The sequence below is a fragment of the Streptomyces sp. NPDC029466 genome (assembly GCF_055574515.1).
This window is the reverse complement of the sequence record NZ_JBVHZH010000008.1, coordinates 173005-190037: the sequence shown is the minus strand read 5'-3', so window position 1 is coordinate 190037 and position 17033 is coordinate 173005. Positions and strand designations below refer to the sequence as shown.

At 71.8% G+C, this 17033-nt stretch carries 15 protein-coding genes; 7 read left to right on the top strand and 8 right to left on the bottom strand.

The genetic code is table 11. The features are described 5' to 3' along the window. The first annotated feature begins 996 nt into the window (after positions 1–996). Positions 997–2016, top strand: coding sequence for a tryptophan--tRNA ligase (gene trpS, locus ACZ4XD_RS10005; protein ID WP_468040089.1), 1020 nt, complete (start codon positions 997–999; stop codon positions 2014–2016). A 56-nt stretch (positions 2017–2072) separates the two neighbouring features. Here the strand turns inward: trpS and proC are convergent, their stop codons facing one another. From proC to ACZ4XD_RS09990, 3 genes are all read right to left on the bottom strand, one after another. After that, on the bottom strand, positions 2073–2882 hold the full coding sequence (gene proC, locus ACZ4XD_RS10000; RefSeq protein ID WP_468040087.1) for a pyrroline-5-carboxylate reductase: 810 nt from the start codon (positions 2880–2882) through the stop codon (positions 2073–2075). 92 nt (positions 2883–2974) lie between these two features. Next, positions 2975–3754: an ABC transporter permease gene (locus tag ACZ4XD_RS09995; protein WP_468040085.1), complete on the bottom strand. Its 780-nt coding sequence runs from the start codon at positions 3752–3754 to the stop codon at positions 2975–2977. Continuing rightward, the gene (locus ACZ4XD_RS09990; protein WP_468040083.1) at positions 3751–4548 is read right to left on the bottom strand and encodes an ABC transporter ATP-binding protein; all 798 of its coding nucleotides are present in this window, start codon (positions 4546–4548) and stop codon (positions 3751–3753) included. Before ACZ4XD_RS09990 ends, ACZ4XD_RS09995 begins: the two co-directional genes overlap by 4 nt. 296 nt (positions 4549–4844) lie before the next feature. Between ACZ4XD_RS09990 and ACZ4XD_RS09985 the strand changes: the two genes are divergently transcribed. From ACZ4XD_RS09985 to ACZ4XD_RS09975, 3 genes are all read left to right on the top strand, one after another. Continuing rightward, entirely contained in the window at positions 4845–5246 is a 402-nt protein-coding gene (locus tag ACZ4XD_RS09985; protein WP_468040080.1) for a hypothetical protein, read from the top strand. Positions 5247–5470: 224 nt separating this feature from the next. Continuing rightward, the gene (locus tag ACZ4XD_RS09980) at positions 5471–7048 is read left to right on the top strand and encodes a SulP family inorganic anion transporter (protein ID WP_468040076.1); all 1578 of its coding nucleotides are present in this window, start codon (positions 5471–5473) and stop codon (positions 7046–7048) included. Positions 7049–7173: 125 nt separating this feature from the next. Then, a complete protein-coding gene (locus ACZ4XD_RS09975; protein WP_468040072.1) occupies positions 7174–8598 on the top strand; it encodes a M1 family metallopeptidase in 1425 nt (474 codons plus the stop codon). A gap of 36 nt (positions 8599–8634) precedes the next feature. Here ACZ4XD_RS09975 and ACZ4XD_RS09970 read toward each other — a convergent pair whose 3' ends face one another. The 4 genes from ACZ4XD_RS09970 to ACZ4XD_RS09955 all read right to left on the bottom strand — a co-directional run bounded on the left by ACZ4XD_RS09970 (position 8635) and on the right by ACZ4XD_RS09955 (position 12838). After that, positions 8635–9765 carry an NAD(P)/FAD-dependent oxidoreductase gene (locus tag ACZ4XD_RS09970; protein ID WP_468040068.1) on the bottom strand — a complete coding sequence of 377 codons (1131 nt, stop codon included), beginning with the start codon at positions 9763–9765 and terminating at the stop codon, positions 8635–8637. Between the two features lie 225 nt (positions 9766–9990). Then, the gene (gene sigJ / locus ACZ4XD_RS09965) at positions 9991–10971 is read right to left on the bottom strand and encodes an RNA polymerase sigma factor SigJ (protein ID WP_468040065.1); all 981 of its coding nucleotides are present in this window, start codon (positions 10969–10971) and stop codon (positions 9991–9993) included. Positions 10972–11804: 833 nt separating this feature from the next. After that, positions 11805–12359 (bottom strand): hypothetical protein, encoded by a 555-nt coding sequence (locus ACZ4XD_RS09960; RefSeq protein ID WP_468040061.1) that lies wholly within the window; start codon positions 12357–12359, stop codon positions 11805–11807. Positions 12360–12514: 155 nt separating this feature from the next. Beyond that, positions 12515–12838, bottom strand: a complete 324-nt coding sequence (locus ACZ4XD_RS09955) for a peptidase (RefSeq protein WP_468040059.1) — start codon at positions 12836–12838, stop codon at positions 12515–12517. 216 nt (positions 12839–13054) lie between these two features. Between ACZ4XD_RS09955 and ACZ4XD_RS09950 the strand changes: the two genes are divergently transcribed. Beyond that, entirely contained in the window at positions 13055–15448 is a 2394-nt protein-coding gene (locus ACZ4XD_RS09950; RefSeq protein ID WP_468040058.1) for a serine/threonine-protein kinase, read from the top strand. 151 nt (positions 15449–15599) lie between these two features. Here ACZ4XD_RS09950 and ACZ4XD_RS09945 read toward each other — a convergent pair whose 3' ends face one another. Next, on the bottom strand, positions 15600–15824 hold the full coding sequence (locus ACZ4XD_RS09945; RefSeq protein WP_468040056.1) for a hypothetical protein: 225 nt from the start codon (positions 15822–15824) through the stop codon (positions 15600–15602). 170 nt (positions 15825–15994) lie between these two features. On the opposite strand from ACZ4XD_RS09945, the gene ACZ4XD_RS09940 reads away from it, so the two are divergent. Beyond that, positions 15995–16837: a helix-turn-helix domain-containing protein gene (locus ACZ4XD_RS09940; RefSeq protein WP_468040053.1), complete on the top strand. Its 843-nt coding sequence runs from the start codon at positions 15995–15997 to the stop codon at positions 16835–16837. After that, positions 16819–17031: a DUF397 domain-containing protein gene (locus ACZ4XD_RS09935; protein ID WP_468040051.1), complete on the top strand. Its 213-nt coding sequence runs from the start codon at positions 16819–16821 to the stop codon at positions 17029–17031. The genes ACZ4XD_RS09940 and ACZ4XD_RS09935 overlap by 19 nt, the downstream gene beginning before the upstream one ends. The last annotated feature ends 2 nt before the right edge of the window (positions 17032–17033 follow it).

The following is a 17033-nucleotide window of genomic DNA, read 5'->3' as shown; positions in this document are numbered from 1 at the left end:
GTGTTAAGCACGCCGCCAGCGTTCGTCCTGAGCCAGGATCAAACTCTCCGTGAATGTTTACCGGTAATCCGGTGAAACACACACGAGAGCGGAACGACCAGACGGAATAGGTCCGGTCGTTCACAGCGTCCTCGCTGTGTGTGCCACCCCGACCGCATGGGCCGTGGTGGGCTTTCAAAGGAACCTCATCTCCATGATGGAGACGGGGTATCAACATATCTGGCGTTGACTTTTGGCACGCTGTTGAGTTCTCAAGGAACGGACGCTTCCTTTGTGCCTGTTTCACCAGGCTCTCCGGGCGCTTCCCTTCGGTCTTGCGTTTCCGACTCTATCAGATCCTTGCGGGCCCGATTTTCGCCGGTGCGTTTCGGCCTTTCGGCTTCTTCGCGTTTCCAACCTTACCAGATCCGTTTCCGTCTCCGGCGCCCTGTTGGAGCGGGCTCGGCCGTTTGGCTTTCGCTTTTCGGCCTTTCCGACTCTATCAGATCCGTTTCGGTCCGTTGCCGGTCCGAATTCGTTTCCGAATCCCCGTCGGAAGGGGGTTCCGCCGTGGTCCGGCAATTTGCGTTGCCGTGCCTTTCGGCGTGATCACTACTTTAGCGGAATTCCTCGTTGACGCATAATCACGTCGCGGTTCGAATTTCGGCATGCGAAATCGTTCCCGTTGAGGGGCCGTGCAGTAGTGGTGTGCCGCGAAGCGGCGGGATGGCTGCCCCGGGCCTGTCGGCTCCGTGGCAACTCGGAGGACACTACACGAGGGGTTGGGGTTGTTCAAACCCGCGCGAGGGTGGGTTGTGGGGAGTACTTTGGGGGCCATGACTACGCATGCGCTCGTACAGCAGTGGTGGCTCGCCTGACGGCGGCCGACCACAGCGCATGCATGACCACGGCCGCCGCTTCGGCGGCCGTTTGCGTATCTCCCTCTCGTAGCCGGCCGGTGAGGTCGGCGGTCCTGACGCGCACTCCTTGGGCAGTGCGGAGAGAAGGACGGACGAGATGGCGATGACGGCGAGCGGGCGGACCCGGATCTTCAGTGGGGTGCAGCCGACGGGGCATCTGACGCTGGGGAACTACCTCGGGGCGGTGCGGCGGTGGGCGCGGGAGGACCAGCACCGGGCGGAGGCGCTGTTCTGTGTGGTGGATCTGCATGCGCTGACCGTGGAGCACGATCCGGCGCGGGTGCGGCGGCTCAGTCGGCAGGCGGCGACGCTGCTGCTGGCCTCGGGGCTGGATCCGGAGCTGTGCACGGTGTTCGTCCAGAGCCATGTGGATGAGCATCTGCGGCTGTCGTATCTGATGGAGTGCACGGCCTCCGACGGGGAGATGCGGCGCATGATCCAGTACAAGGAGAAGGCCGCGGCGCAGCAGGCACGCGGGGGGAGTGTGCGGCTGTCGTTGCTGACGTATCCGGCGCTGATGGCGGCGGACATCCTGGCGTACGGGACGCATGAGGTGCCGGTCGGGGAGGACCAGGCGCAGCATGTGGAGCTGACCCGGGATCTGGCGGAGCGGTTCAACCAGCGCTATGGAGCGACGTTCGTGGTGCCGAGGGCGACGCTTCCGGCGGTGGCGGCGCGGGTGATGGATCTCCAGGAGCCGACGTCGAAGATGGGGAAGTCTCATGCCCGGACGGCGGGGGTCATCTCGTTGCTGGATGAGCCGGAGGTGGTGCGGAAGAAGGTGCTGCGGGCGGTGACCGATGCGGAGCGGGATGTCGTGTATGACCCGGAGCAGCGGCCGGGGGTGGCGAATCTGCTGAATGTGCTGGCCGCGTGCGGCGGGGGCGATCCGGGGCGGCTGGCCGGGGAGTACGACTCGTACGGCGCGCTGAAGAAGGATGTGGCGGAGGCCGTGGTGGAGACGTTGCGGCCGGTGCGGGAGCGGCATGCGGAGCTGGCCGCCGATCCGTCGTATGTGGACGGGGTGCTGCGGCGCGGGGCGGAGCGGGCGCGTGCGCTGGCCCGGCCGCGGGTGGATGCGGCGTTCGAGGCGGTGGGGTTGCTGCCCGCGGGGTGAGGTGACGGACGTGCCGGGGGCGCGGTGGCCGTCGCGCCCCCGGTGACGGTCGTGGGTCAGCCGTTGCCGGAGGCCAGTTCGCGGCTGCGGTCGCGGGCGGCCTCCAGGGCGGCGATGAGGGCGGCGCGTACGCCGTGGTTCTCCAGTTCGCGGATGGCGTTGATGGTGGTGCCGGCCGGGGAGGTGACGTTCTCGCGGAGCTTGACGGGGTGTTCGCCGCTGTCGCGGAGCATCACGGCGGCGCCGATGGCGGCCTGCACGATGAGGTCGTGGGCCTTGTCGCGGGGCAGGCCGAGGAGGATGCCGGCGTCGGTCATGGCCTCGACGAGGAAGTAGAAGTAGGCGGGGCCGGAGCCGGAGAGCGCGGTGCAGGCGTCCTGCTGGGACTCCGGGACGCGCAGGGTCTTGCCGACGCCGGAGAAGATCTCCTCGGCGCGGGTGAGGTGGGTGCCGTTGGCGTGGCTGCCGGCGGAGATGACGGACATCGCCTCGTCGACGAGGGCGGGGGTGTTCGTCATGACCCGGACGACGGGGGTGCCGGCGGCCAGGCGCTCCTCGAAGTACGCGGTGGGGATGCCGGCGGCGCCGCTGATGACCAGGCGGTCGGCGGGGACGTGCGGGGCCAGCTCCCGCAGCAGGCTGCCCATGTCCTGGGGCTTGACGGTGAGGATGAGGGTGTCGGCGGACTTGGCGGCCTCGGCGTTGCTGACCGCTTCGACGCCGTAGCGCTCATGGAGCTGTGTGGCACGTTCCGGGCGGCGGGCGGTGACCAGCAGGTCGGAGGGTGCCCAGCCGCCCCGGATCATTCCGCTGAGCAGGGCTTCGCCGATTTTTCCGGTGCCGAGTACTGCGACCTTCTGGGTCATCGTGCGGGTTCACCTTTCCGCTGCGCTGGGCGTTTGCGGGCCATCCTCGCACTGCGGGGGTGCCGCTTCGGGTCAGCGGGCGGCGGGCGGTGTCACCTCGTGCGGCGGCGGAGGGTGGCGGCGCCGAGGGTGAGGACGAGGAGGGCGCAGGCGGTGACGATGACCGTGTCGCGGAGGAAGTCGCCGGTGATGTCGGGGTGCTGGAGGACCTCGTTCATGCCGTCGACGGCGTAGGACATCGGGAGGACGGCGGAGAGCGCCTCCAGGGCCGGCTGCATCGTGGCGCGCGGGGTGAACAGGCCGCAGAGCAGCAGCTGGGGCATCAGGACGGCGGGCATGAACTGGACGGCCTGGAATTCGGAGGCGGCGAAGGCCGAGACGAACAGGCCGAGGGCGGTGCCGAGGAGGGCGTCGAGGACGGCCACCAGGAGGAGCAGCCAGGGGGAGCCGGTGACGTCGAGGCCGAGGAGCCAGACGGACAGGCCGGTGGCGAGGGCGGACTGCACGATGGCGAGCAGGCCGAAGGCGAGGGCGTAGCCGCTGATCAGGTCGGCCTTGCCGAGGGGCATGGCGAGCAGGCGTTCCAGGGTGCCCGAGGTGCGTTCGCGGAGGGTGGCGATGGAGGTCACCAGGAACATCGTGATCATCGGGAAGATGCCGAGGAGCGAGGCGCCGATGCTGTCGAACGTCTCCGGGCGGGCGTCGAAGACGTAGCGGAGCAGGGCGATCATCACGCAGGGGACGACGAGCATCAGTGCGATGGTGCGCGGATCGTGGCGCAGTTGGCGCAGGACCCGGGCGGCGGTGGCGAGGGCGCGGGACGGGGAGAAGGGCGCGGGGGCGGGTGCCGCGGGGCGGGGTGTGGTGGTCATCGCGCGGGCTCCTGGGGGGTGCTGGGTCGCGGGGGCCGGGTGGCGGCCGCGGCCTCGTCGACGAGGTGGAGGAAGGCGGCCTCGACGGTGGCGGTGCCGGTGCGGTCGCGGAGGGCGCCAGGGGTGTCCTCCGCGAGCAGGCGGCCCTCGCGCATCAGGAGCAGCCGGTGGCAGCGCTCGGCCTCGTCCATGACGTGCGAGGAGATCAGGAGGGTGGTGCCGCGGTCGGCGGCGAGGGTGTGGAAGAGGTTCCACAGGTCGCGGCGGAGGACGGGGTCCAGGCCGACGGTGGGCTCGTCGAGGACGAGGAGTTCCGGGGCGCCGAGCAGGGCCACCGCGAGGGAGACCCGGCTGCGCTGGCCGCCGGAGAGGTTGCCGGCGAGGGCGTCGGCGTGGCGGGTGAGGTCGACGTCCTCGATGGCGCGGGTGACGCGCTCGTGGCGCAGGCCGCGGGCGGACCGGCCGGGGTGCAGGACGGCGGCGAAGTAGTCGAGGTTCTGCCGGACGGTGAGGTCGTCGTAGACGGACGGGTCCTGGGTGACATAGCCGATACGGGGGCGCAGCCGGGGGTCGCCCGCGGGCCGGCCGAGGACGTCGAGGGTGCCGGTGACCTTGGCCTGGGTGCCGACGAGGGCGCGCATCAGGGTGGATTTGCCGCAGCCGGAGGGGCCGAGCAGGCCGGTGACCTGGCCGCGGGGCACGTCGAAGGCGAGGCCGTCGAGGACGGTGCGGCCGCCCCGGACGACGGTGAGGTCGCGGGCGTGGACAGCGGGGCTCACGCCATAATTCATCATGCGATGAATAATGCGCCGGGCGGGGTGGGGCGTCAAGGGCGGGGACGGGAGGGAGGGCCTGCGCCGCGGGGGCGGCAGGGCGGTGGGGCCAGGGGGGTGGTGATCCGGCCAGGTGTGGTGCGGAAGCGGCGCATGGTGAGGATCTCCGCGCACCGGCGGGCGCCGTAGTGAAAGAAACCGGCCGTTCTTGGTCGATAACTCCGCGTTTACAGGGTGGTTACAAACCGACTGGCGGTCCTGCGCGCCCGCTTGGACACAATGGGATGACCTGTCCAGGCGCGCCGGAGGGGGCGACGATGGCGAAGATCCGGGTCCGCGGCCTCGGCCGGCTCCTGTTGATCGTCATGGCCGTCCTGCTGGCCTTGCCCCTGGGTGCGGAAGGCGTGTACGGGGAACGTCCGACGGCCGCGATGGCCACGAACGGCGTGGGCCGTACCGGTCCCCCCGGCCCCACCCCCTGGGCATCCGACTCCTCCGAGGACTCCGAATCCGGCAACGACCGCTGCCCGCCGCGCCGCGACGGACGGTCCACGGCCTCGGTGTCCGCGCCGACGCCCCCGCTCAGCACCGTCTCGACCGCCGCACCGGCCCGGACCGGGGGCGGTCTGCACCTGACCGCTCCGCTGACCGGCCGGCAGGCCGTACCCCTGTCGAGATCAGGTGAACTGCCGATCCAGCACGCCGTGTTCCGCTGCTGAGCGCTGAGAGCTGCCCCCAAGGGCCTCCCCGGCCCGCGCATCCGACGGATCCAGCCGTCATTTCCCCATGGCGCGCACCGCGCGGGCAGTGCGCGGCAGCAGGCGACCGCACAGACCAGTCGCGGTGGTCGCCGGCCGGCTGCTCGTACCCGCCCCGCGTCCGCTCGTGCGTATCCGTGCGTACCCGTGCGCCACCGCATCTCGCACTCGCTGGAGGCATCCCCATGCGTAGGTTCCGTATTGCCCGACAACGCCCGTCCCGGCCCTCCATACCGTCACGGCACAGGCTGTCGGTCTGGCGCGCCGACTTCACCGCCTCGCTGGTCGTCTTTCTCGTCGCCGTCCCGCTGTGTGTCGGGGTGGCCGTCGCCTCCGGGGTACCGGCCGAACTGGGGCTGGTCACCGGAATCGTCGGCGGGCTGCTCACCGGCTTACTGCCGGGCAGCAGTCTCCAGGTCAGCGGTCCGGCCGCCGGGCTGACCGTGCTGGTTTACGAGGCCGTGCAGGAGTTCGGCGTCGGGGCGCTCGGTGCGCTCGTCCTGCTCGCCGGGCTGCTCCAGCTGGTCATGGGCGCGCTCCGGCTGGGGCGCTGGTTCCGGGCCATCTCCGTGGCCGTCGTCCAGGGCATGCTCGCGGGCATCGGACTGGTGCTGATCGCCGGGCAGTTGTACGCCCTGGTGGACGCCCGGGCGCCGGGCAACGGGCCGGCGAATCTGGCCGGGCTGCCGGACCTCGCGGCGGACACCGCCGGATCCACTACGGCGCTGTCGGCGCTGGCGGTCGGCGCGGGCACCATCGTGCTGCTGGTGCTGTGGCCGAAGTGGCGGCGGGCGGCGCGGGTGCTGCCGGCGCCGCTGGTGGCGGTGGCCCTGGCCACGGTCGTGGTCTTCGTGCTGGACCTGCCGGTGGCCCGGGTGGAAGTGGCGGGCCTGCTGGAAGTCGTACAGCCGCCGGGCGGCGCGGACTTCGCGCGGCTGACGGAGGCGGGGGCACTGGCCGGTGCGCTGGGCACGGTGCTGGCGTTCGCCCTGATCGCGTCGGCGGAGTCGCTGTTCAGCGCGGCCGCCGTGGACCGGCTGCACGACGGCCCGAAGACCGATTACGACAAGGAGCTGATGGCGCAGGGCGCGGGCAACACCGTCTGCGGGCTGCTCGGCGCGCTGCCGATGACCGCGGTGATCGTCCGCAGCTCCGCCAATGTGTTCGCCGGGGCGCAGACGAAGGCCTCGCGGGTGCTGCACGGGGTGTGGCTGCTGGTCTTCGCGGCGGCCTTCCCGGCGGCGCTGGGCGTGGTGCCGCTGGCGGCACTGGCGGGCGTACTGGTGCATGCGGGCGGCAAGTTGATCCCGGTGAAGCAGTGGCTTCCGCTGTGGCGGGAGCACCGGGGTGAGGCCGTGGTGCTCGCGGCGACGGCGGTGGCGATCGTGGCCACCAACATGTTCGAGGGGGTGCTGCTGGGGCTGCTGCTGGCGGTCGCCAAGTCGGCGTGGGAGACCTCGCACGTCCACCTGGAGATCGTGGGGCTGGACGAGCCGGCGGCGCGCGACGCGGCACCGGCCGGTCCGGGGATCCGTCGCCCGGTCCGCGTCCGGGCCCTCGGCAATGCCACCTTCCTCCGGCTGCCCAAATTGCTCGACCAGTTGGAGGCGCTGCCCAAGGACCGGGAGGTCGAGCTGGATCTGACCGGGCTGCGGCATCTCGACCATGCCTGTGCGGCCGCGCTCGGTGCCTGGGAGGAACAGCGCCGGGGCCGGGGTCCGGACGGGACCGCCCGGAAGGAAGCTCCGTCCGTCGCCCCGTAGAACGGCCGCGTGGGACGGCCGGGTAGGACGGCCGTAGGAACGGCCGGATAGGAACGGCCGGGTAGGACGACCGCCCGGAAAAGGGCCGGTGTGCGCGCGGAAATGACCGTAGGGTCGGGACGCTGATGACCGCCGACCCCGGGAGTGCTGTGAACCGCCGGCCCCTTCGCAGATGCGGTGCGACCGCCGCCCTCTCCGTCGCCCTGCTGCTCTCCTCGTGCACCGGTGGTGTACGAGGCGCGGCGGGCAGCGGCGGAGTGGGCGACCCGCTCTTCCCGTCGCTCGGCAACGGCGGCTACCAGGTGCGCCATTACGGGCTCGACCTCGACTACGACATCAAGAAGCGGCATCTGGACGCGACCGCCGACCTCACCGCCGAGGCCACGGCGGACCTGCGGTCCTTCCAGCTCGACCTCCAGGGCCTGCGGGTGACAGAGGTCCGGGTCGACGGCGAGAAGGCGGAGTTCTCCCGTAAGGGCCACAAGCTCACCGTCCGGCCGGCCGAGGTGCTGCGCAAGGGCGCGGAATTCCGTACCCGCGTCGACTACGACGGCACCCCGCAGGAGATGAAGGACCCCGACCAGTCGACCGAGGGCTGGGTCAAGACCCGCGACGGGGCGTTCGTCGCCGGCGAGCCCGCCGGTTCCATGACGTGGTTCCCCGGCAACAACCACCCCCGGGACAAAGCCACCTACGACTTCACCCTCACCGTGCCGAAGGGCTACACCGCCGTCGCCAACGGGGAGTTGCGGTCCGAGCGGACCGCCGGGGGCCGGACCACCTTCCGCTGGCACAACGGCCGGCCGATGGCCAGCTATCTCGCGACGGCCACCATCGGAAGGTTCGAGGTCCACACCTCCCGTACGCCCGAGGGGCTGCCGCTGTATGTGGCGGTGGACCCGGCGGAGGCCAAGGCCAGCAAGAAGCCGCTGGAGAAGCTGCCCGAGATCGTGAAGTGGGAGAGCAAGCTCTTCGGCCCGTACCCCTTCGCCTCCGCGGGCGCGATCGTCGACGACACCCCGAAACGGATCGACTGGCTCGCCCTGGAGTCCCAGACCAAGCCGGTCTACGCCGGGGCGCCGGACACCGTGACCCTGGTGCACGAGATGGCTCACCAGTGGTTCGGCGACTCGGTGACGCCCAAGACCTGGGCGGACACCTGGCTCAACGAGAGCTTCGCGACCTACGCCGAGTGGCTGTGGGAGGAGCGCGAGGGCGGCAAGACCCCCCAGGAGCAATTCGACGCCCTCTACAAGGACACCACGGACCCCGACCGCTGGGCCTTCCCGCCGGGCAAACCGGGCCAGGCGAAGAATGTGACCGGCACCCCCGTCTACGAGCGGGGCGCGATGCTCCTCCAGGAGCTGCGCAACGCCGTCGGCGACAAGACCTTCTTCACGATCCTGCGCGAGTGGCCCACCAAGTACCGCTACCGCAACGCCGACGCACAGGACTTCATCGACTTCTGCCAGGAGCGCACGGAGGTGGACCTGGAGCCGCTGTTCAAGAAGTGGCTGTACGAGAAGGGGAAGCCGGAGCTGTCGGACTGAGGGGGCGGGGTGCCGGGCGGTGGTACGGGGCAGCCCTCAGCCGATGCCCGGGATCAGCGGGATGACGCCCGGGCGGCGGGCCGCCAGGTGCAGGACGCGGACGGCGTTGCGGACCACCTGTTCCTTGCCCCGGGCGGCCGGGCGGCCCGTCAGGACGCGTTCGCGCGGGGTGTCGTCGGCCCGTACGGACTGGATCAGGGCATCGTGCCGCCCCAGGCTCACGCACTGCACGAAGAAGCCGTACGACAGCGGCCGGGGCGCGGCGCCGCGCAGTTCGGCGGCGATGGCGCCGGCCACGTACGAGCCCGTGGGCAGCGCGGCGGCGCAGGACATCCGCAGGGCACCGGCGCGGGGCGTACGGGCCGCGGCCGCGTCGCCCGCGGCGTAGATGTCGGGGTGGCTGACCGAGCGGAGCCGCGCGTCGACCCGGAGCCGGCCGGTGACCGGTTCGGTGACCAGCCCCGCGTCCTGGGCGAGACCGCCGGTGGCCCGCAACGCCCCGGCCCACACCACGGCGTCGGCATCGACGGCGTCCCCGTCGTCGACCCGGCGGCCCTCCTCGACCCGGACGCGCAGCCGGTCCAGGACGGTACGGACATGGTCCCGGCCGCGCACCGACAGACCGCCGCCGAGCTCGCCGCCGGTGACCAGCCTGACCCGCCACTCCGGGTGCGACTCGGCGATCTCGGTGGCCATCTCGATGCCGGTCAGACCGCCGCCGACCACGGTCAGCGCACCCGGCCCGTCCACCAGCCGCTTGTGCAGGGCGGCGGCACTCTCCGCGGTGAAGGCCCGCTCCCCGATACCGCGCGGATCGGTGTGGCTGCCCATGGCATAGACGAGCCGGTCGTAGAGGAGGGTGCGGCCGCTGTCGGTGTGTACGGCGCGGACGTCCGGGTCGAGTGAGGTGGCGCGGGCGGCCAGATGCTCGATGCCGGTGCCGTGCAGCATCCGGGCCCGGGAGTGGCTCACCTCGGGGCGGCCGGCGGCCAGTTCGTGCAGCCGGACGCGTTCGGTGAACCGGTCACTGGGGTCGACCAGCGTCACCCGCGCGTACGGGGCGAGCCGGAGCGCGGCCATCGTCCCCGCGTACCCGCCGCCGAGGACCACGACCCTCCCCCGGGCCTTGCGGCCCCGGGAGCCCCCGTGCTTCGTGACGCTCTTCATGCTGCCTCCTGAGGTCGGTCGGTCCGGGGCGCCGGTGTGGGAGGCGGCGCCACTAGGGGGACGACGTGGGGCGGTGGGGTGTGACACGGGGGCGGGGCGGGGCGGCGAGCGGTGGGGCGCGACCGGCCGGGCCCGGCCGCGCCGGGGGGCCAGCCGGGACGTGGCGGCGGGTCGGGGGGACCAGCCGGGACGTGGCGGCGGGTCGGGACGTGGCGGCCGGCCGGATCAGAGCCCGTCGAGGTCCAGATGGCCGAGCTTCTCGGGGTTGACGACGGCATCCACCTCCGTGATCCGGCCGTCGTCGACAGCGAAGGCGAACACCCCGGACTGCTCCCCCGCCGGGTCGACGAAGACCAGCCCGGTGGCGCCGTTGACCTCGGCCAGCGCGACCCGCAGCCCCTCCCGCTGCGCTCCGCGCTTGACCAGGCCCTGCACATAGCGGGCCACCTTCTCGCGGCCCAGCACCGGCCGGCGCGCGGCGGACACCTTGCCGCCACCGTCCGTGCGCCAGACCACCTCGGGGTCGAGGACGGACAGCAGCGCCTCGAAATCGCCGCCCATGACGGCGGAGAGGAAGGCCTCGACGGTGCGGCGGTGCTCGGCCCGGTCGACGCTGCGGCGCGGCGCCTCGGCCCGTACCCGCTTGCGGGCGCGGGAGGCCAACTGCCGTACGGAATCCGGGGTGCGGCCGACCGCCTCGGCGATCTCCGGGAACGGGACCGCGAAGACGTCGTGGAGGATGAAGGCGGTGCGTTCGGCCGGGGTGAGCCGTTCCAGGACGGTCAGCAGCGCCATTCCGACGGACTCGTCGAGGGTGACCCGGTCCTCGGGACCGCCGGGCCCCGCGGAGGCCGCGCCGCCCAGGGGCAGGGGCCCGCCGGTGCCGTTGAGCAGCGGCTCCGGCAGCCAGGGCCCGACGTACGTCTCGCGGCGGGCGCGGGCCGAGCCCAGCAGGTCGTAGCAGATGCGGCTGACGACGGTGGTGAGATAGCCGCGCGGGCTGGCCACCACCTGCTCACCGGGCAGCGCCTGCCAGCGCAACCATGCCTCTTGGACCGCGTCGTCGGCGTCGGTGACCGTGCCCATGATCCGGTAGGCGATGGCCCACAGCCGCCCGCGCTGCTCCTCGAACTGCCCGAGCCGGCCCCCGTCCGGCCCCTGCTCCTGCTCCTGCTCCTGCTCCTGCTCCTGCTCCTGCTGCGTCATCGTCCGTTCCCCTGTTGTCCGTTCGCGCCGCCACGTCGTTCCACCACCTGTACAACACCGCACCGCGTCGGCCCTGCACCCCCTCAGGACGAAGCGGGCGGCCGGAGTGTGACAGTCAGGTCGAGCGCGTAGGCCTCCTCGACGATGCCGTCCGGGAAGACGTCACGCAGGGCTTCCCGCTCGGCCGCGAGAACACCCTCAGCGCCTCCGGGACTGTGGCGCTTTTGGTGACTGGGGGTGGGTGGTGCGGGTTGCCGGTGGCTGGGGCCGGTGCGCCTTCGGTTGGTGGGTGGTGGGTCGAAGGGGACGCCCGGTAACCCGTCCTCGGCGCGGGCGACGCGGGTCCCAGAGGTTGCTCACCCCGTTGTTCGCTCCGGGTCCTGCGGGCGGCTCACCGGACATCCCCTCCGACCTCCGTCCATGCGCGGCCGCCCCGCCGTACCGATGGCCGTTACGGCAGCCATGCAGCGGCACCCCTTGGCAGGCACCTGGCCGAACGGGCCCCCGCAGCTTGGGCGCAGGCCGAGCTGGGCCGTGACGCGCAGTGCCACCGGTCGGCAGACGGCAACGCTGAACGGTCGGAGGGGATGTACCGGGGCCCGCCCGCAGGACCGGAGCAAACACCGGGGCAATCAATCCCACGCACCCGCGTCGCCCGCGCCGAGGACGGGCCCCGGTGCGTCCCCTCCGGCCCCCGCGGCAACCACACAAGCCGCCCGGCGCCAGCCACAACGCCGCCGCAGCAAAAGACGCACGGCCACCCCCACAGGGGCGCGGGGAACTGCGCGCCCAGCCACAACGGCACCGCAGCCAAACAGCAAGGAGCGCCGACCTCAACCCCGCTTCTTCGGCCTGGGCTTCCGCGCAGCAGGATTGCCGGTACGGCTGCCACGGCGGCGCTCATGGCGTTCGCAAGCCGCCGCGTACTCGGCGCGGCACAGCTTCTCCCCGGGGGCCTCGACAAGGCTGCGGCAGAAGTAGGCGAGCAGCGAGCCGATGAAACCGATGAACATCAGGCTCTGCGCGGACCTGTCAGCCGCGCTCTCGGCGGCCGGGTCGCGGCGCCGAACGAAGCCGTCCCAGGTACGGCGAAAGGCCAGCGCGCTACAGATGGCGAAGCCGGCGACGACGAGGATGCCGACGAACGGGCCGACGTCGGCGATCTCCAGGCCCTGGAACGCGAAGCGCAGGACGACCGCCCCGGCCACGGCGAGCGCGAGCGAGCCCACCGCGACGCCGGCCCGGCGCAGGCCGTAGCCGCCGTCGTGCTGGAGCCAGGTCGTGCCGAAGAACCGGATCGCCTCCGGCTCGGGCCCCCGTCGCTCGGGCCCGCCGGACGCGCCGCCGCCGGGCTCCGGGCTCGCCGGGGACCGCTGCTCATCGCTCATGGCATCGATTATCCCCGGCGGGCCCGGTTCACCCGGCGACCTGCGGCCGCGCGGCGCACCGGCTCCACGCTCCCGCGGCGGCACGCCTCAGCACCCGCGGTTGCCGCGCCTCAGCTTCCGCGGTGCCGCGCCTCAGCACCCGCGGTTGCCGCGCCTCAGCTCGTGCAGAGCGGCGCGACCATGCCGCTGCTGCCGGTCCGGACGTACGTGTCGGAGATGTACTCGCCGGGCGCGATGTTGTCCCAGATGTCCGAGGTGCCGTACGGGCCGCTGACCTTCTGGCCGTGTCGCTGGCAGCGGATCTGGATCCTGGCGCCCTCGGCGAGCTGGCGGACGACCGGGGAGTCGGTGCTGGGGCCCTGACGGACCTTGACGCGGTAGCCGGGCGCGATGGGATATGTGAGGCCGCCCGCCGCGGCGGCGGCGAGCGTCTGGCCGTCGGCCGCTTCCGCGGCGCCCTGATGGTCCTGTGTGGTCATTTCGTGTTCCCCCGTTGATGATGTCGGTGATGGTGGTGGTGACGTTGGCCCAGAGGCCATGCGTGGAGGGGCTCGTGGAGCCCCCGTGAAGCCGCTCGGTGCGGCTCCGCAACGCGCACGCTAGCAAGCCTCGTTCATCTCGTACGCGCTATCGACTAGGCTCCGCGCGTCGCACTTGCGACCGAATGGCACGGGTAATGACACGGGGGTGGAACCATGCCATCGCTGCGCGATTCCGGCATCGGGCCGGAAGCGGAGCATCCGGAATACGCCGGCCAATACCGCCTGGAGGCGCGGCTCGGCTCCGGCGGTATGGGCGTGGTTCATCTGGCGCGCTCGTCCTCCGGGCTGCTGCTCGCGGTCAAGGTCATCCATGCCGAATTCGCCCAGGACCCGGAGTTCCGCGGGCGGTTCCGGCAGGAGGTGGCGGCCGCGCGGCGGGTCAGCGGGGCCTTCACGGCGCCCGTCGTGGACGCCGATCCGGATGCCGAACGGCCCTGGATGGCGACCCTCCACATCCCCGGTCCGACGCTCTCCGATCATGTGAAGCGGAATGGCCCGCTGGCGGTCGACGAGGTGCGGCGGCTGGCGTCGGGGCTCGCCGAGGCGCTGCGTGACATCCATCGTGCCGGGGTGGTGCACCGCGATCTGAAGCCCGGAAATGTGCTGCTGGCCACAGATGGCCCGAAAGTCATCGACTTCGGTATCTCGCGGCCCTCCGACAGTGAAATGCGCACCGAGACCGGCAAGTTGATCGGGACTCCGCCGTTCATGGCGCCCGAGCAGTTCCAGCGGCCGCGTGAGGTGGGCCCGGCGGCGGATGTCTTCGCGCTGGGGTCGGTGCTGGTGCATGCCGCCACGGGGCGTGGCCCGTTCGACTCGGAGAGCCCGTATCTCGTCGCGTATCAGGTGGTGCACGACGAGGCCGATCTGGCGGGCGTGCCGGCGGAGTTGGTGCCACTCGTCGAGAGCTGTCTGGCGAAGGATCCGGCGGACCGGCCCACTCCGGACGCGCTGATGGAGCTGCTGCGGACGGATGAGCCGCGCCGCGCCGACGTGCCGGTCGGCGGCCTGGTGGGCGGTGCGGTGCCCGAGGTGCGTATACCGGAGCAGCGGCAGGCAGAGCGGGACGGGCCGGAGCCGGTGCGGCCGGAGCCGGTTCGGCCGGAGCAGCCGCAGCCCGTACGCGCCGAGGCCGCCCCGCCGCCCGCCGAGACGACGCATGTGCGCGCCCGCACCCCCGTCGAGAACCCCGACGACGCCGCCCTTCCCGCGGGCCCCGGCCTCCCCGACGCCATCAGCGCCCCCGGACGCACTGACGATTCCGTACATCCCTCCCTCCCCCGCCGGACCGCCCGTTCCCGCTCCCGCGCCCGCCGCTGGCCCCTCTGGGCCGCCGTCGCCCTCGTCGTCACCGGAGCCGGCACGTACGCGGGCGTCCAGGCGCTGTCCGGCGGCCCCGGCCGGGACCCGGCCCTTCAGACCCACCCGTCGCGCGACGGCCACGCCGACTTCCGCCCGTGGCACACCACTCTCGTCGAGCGCCCCAAGGGCCACGACGCCGAACTCCCGCACTGCACCACCGGTTCCGGTGCCGTCTTCTGCGGCCAGCCCGGCATGCTGGCCGCCCGGCTCGACCCGGACTCCGGCCGGGTGGCATGGCGGAGCAAGGACCCCACCGCCACCGGTAAGCAGGCGGCGAAGAAGGCCATCTCCCGGACCGCACCGGTGCTCTCCGGCGGGCTGCTGTACGTCTTCTCCAACGACGGCAGCCGGCTGCTGGCCCTCGACCCGTCGCCTGGTGGCAAGGGCGCCACCCGCTGGACCAAGGACGTCTCCGGGTACGAGGGCGGCGCCAAGGTCATCGGCGACCGCATCCTGCTGGCCGCGGCGGACGGCACGATCACCGCGCTGGACAGCAGAACCCACCAACAGCGCTGGCAGAAGCGGTTCCCGGGGCATCGGCTGCCGCTCTTCACCTCGTTCGGCGACGCCCACACCGCCCACACCGCCTACGCGGCCGAGCCCACCCCCGACGGAAAGGGCACCCAGGTCACCGCCATCGACCCGGCCGACGGCAAGGTCCGCTGGGCCCGGCGGCTGAACGGGCTGCTCACCGTGGCCGGTTCCGGTGCGTCCGGGACGCTCTTTCTGACCGTCACGGACCCGACGCTCTCGTACCGCACCACCGCCGTCGTCCGCTACGACCCGGCCACCGGGCACAGCCGCCGCCTCAAGCTGACCGCGCCGCTGGACGGGGCGTCCGCCGTGGTGCACGGCGAGTCGGTGTATCTGCTGGCCGAGGGCGGCGCGCTCCAGGCCGTCGGCCAGCGGAAATGGGACACCGAGACCTCGGTCAGCCGCGGCTCGGCACCGGTCGTCAGCCGCGGCCGGCTCTACTTCACCGCCGCCGACGGCCGACTGCTCGCGGTCGACACCAGGTCGGGCGAGCTGCTGGGACAGACCCCGCCGCGGATGAACGGGCGCCACAACGGTTTCGTGGAGACGCTCCCGGCCCCGCGTACGGACGGCCCGGGTGGCCGGATCTACGCGGCGGCCCCCGACGGGACGGTCTTCGCGGCGGCGACGAAGGACCCGGCGGGCTGGTGAGGGGACGGCCCGCCGCCCGTATGACAGCGGCAGGCACAGGTTTCGCGCCGCACGCCGGGCACGGTGACGGCCTCGGGCACGGCGAAGCCCTTGTCACACGCCGGATGCCGGCCGACATGGCACGCCGGGGAGACGTACGGGTCGCGCCCGCTCACGGGGCGGCCTTCTTCAGCACCGCGACGAGCCGACGCGTCGTCTCCACGTTGCAGCGCCCCAACTCGACCAGAACGCGGCTCTGTTCGTAGCCGTACGTCACCGGGTCGACCATCAGTGACGGCAGCACGATCCCGGCGCGCCGCAACACGGCGTCCAGTTCCTCACACGCTGCTTCGGCCTCGGCCATCCCGTCCGCCGCCGCCCGTCGTTCCCTCGTCATGAGTGCCCGCTCCCGTCTGCCGTTTCCCTGCGTGAGACCCCGGAGCGCCACTACTGTGCGTATTCCGGCCCTCACGAGAATGGCCCGGAAAAAGGGCGCGAATACCCCTTGCTGGCTGTATTTCGCCCGCACGCACCGTTAGTTCCACACCTTCCACGGAGGAGGTCGCCATGCCACCGAGGCGAGCGGTCACCGGTCGCAGCCAGGAGCCCCGCCAGCGCTACGTAGAAGAGCTGCGATTACTGCGCGCCGAGAAAGGTGACAGCCTCCGGCAGCTCGGTGAAGCGCTGGGGTGGGACTGGTCGCTGTTCGGGAAGATGGAGAGCGGCCAGACGATCGGCGGCCCCGAGGTCGCCGAGGCACTGGACCAGCACTACGGCACACCGGGGTTGCTGCTGACGTTGTGGGAGTTGGCGGTGGCCGATCCCACGCAGTTCCGCGAGCGGTACCGGCGGTATATGGCGCTGGAGCGCGAGGCCGTGGGGCTGTGGCAGTACTCCGTGAGCAGGCCACCAGGGCTACTCCAGACGAATGGATACGCGCGCGACGCTCTCGCTGGAGGTGGCCTCACGGGCCAAGAGCTGGATCAGCAGGTCGAAGCACGCACCGGGAGACAGAAGTTGCTGGAGGGAGACAACCCGCCCCCGTTTCGCGCGATTCTGTCCGAGGCGGTGCTGCGCACCTCGTTGCTCGATGTACAGGCGTGGCGTGAGCAGTTGGAGCACCTGGTCAACGCATCGCAGGGCACCAACGTCGCGATCCAAGTACTGCCCTTCAGCGCCGGTCCTCACGGGATGACAGGCACCGACGTGATGTTTCTCCGGCTCTTGGACGGTCGCACGGTTGCGTACGCCGAGACCGACGTGGGCGGAGAACTCATCGAGGAGTCAGCCCGGGTTGAGCGCCTGCATCGCGCATATGATGCGGTACGTGACATGGCGCTATCCCGGGCCGAGTCGCGACAGTTCATCACGCGGATGTTGGAGGAAGTGCCGTGCGAGCCATCGACCTGAGCAACATCACCTGGCGCAAGAGCACGTACAGCAACTCGGACGGCGGCAATTGCATTGAGGTCTCCGACGGCCTCCCCGCCCTCACCCCCGTCCGTGACAGCAAAAACCCCCACGGCCCGGCCCTCCTCTTCGAGGCCGCCACCTGGTCGTCCTTCGTGAACGCCCTGAAGGACGGGCAACTGCCCAGCGCCTAACG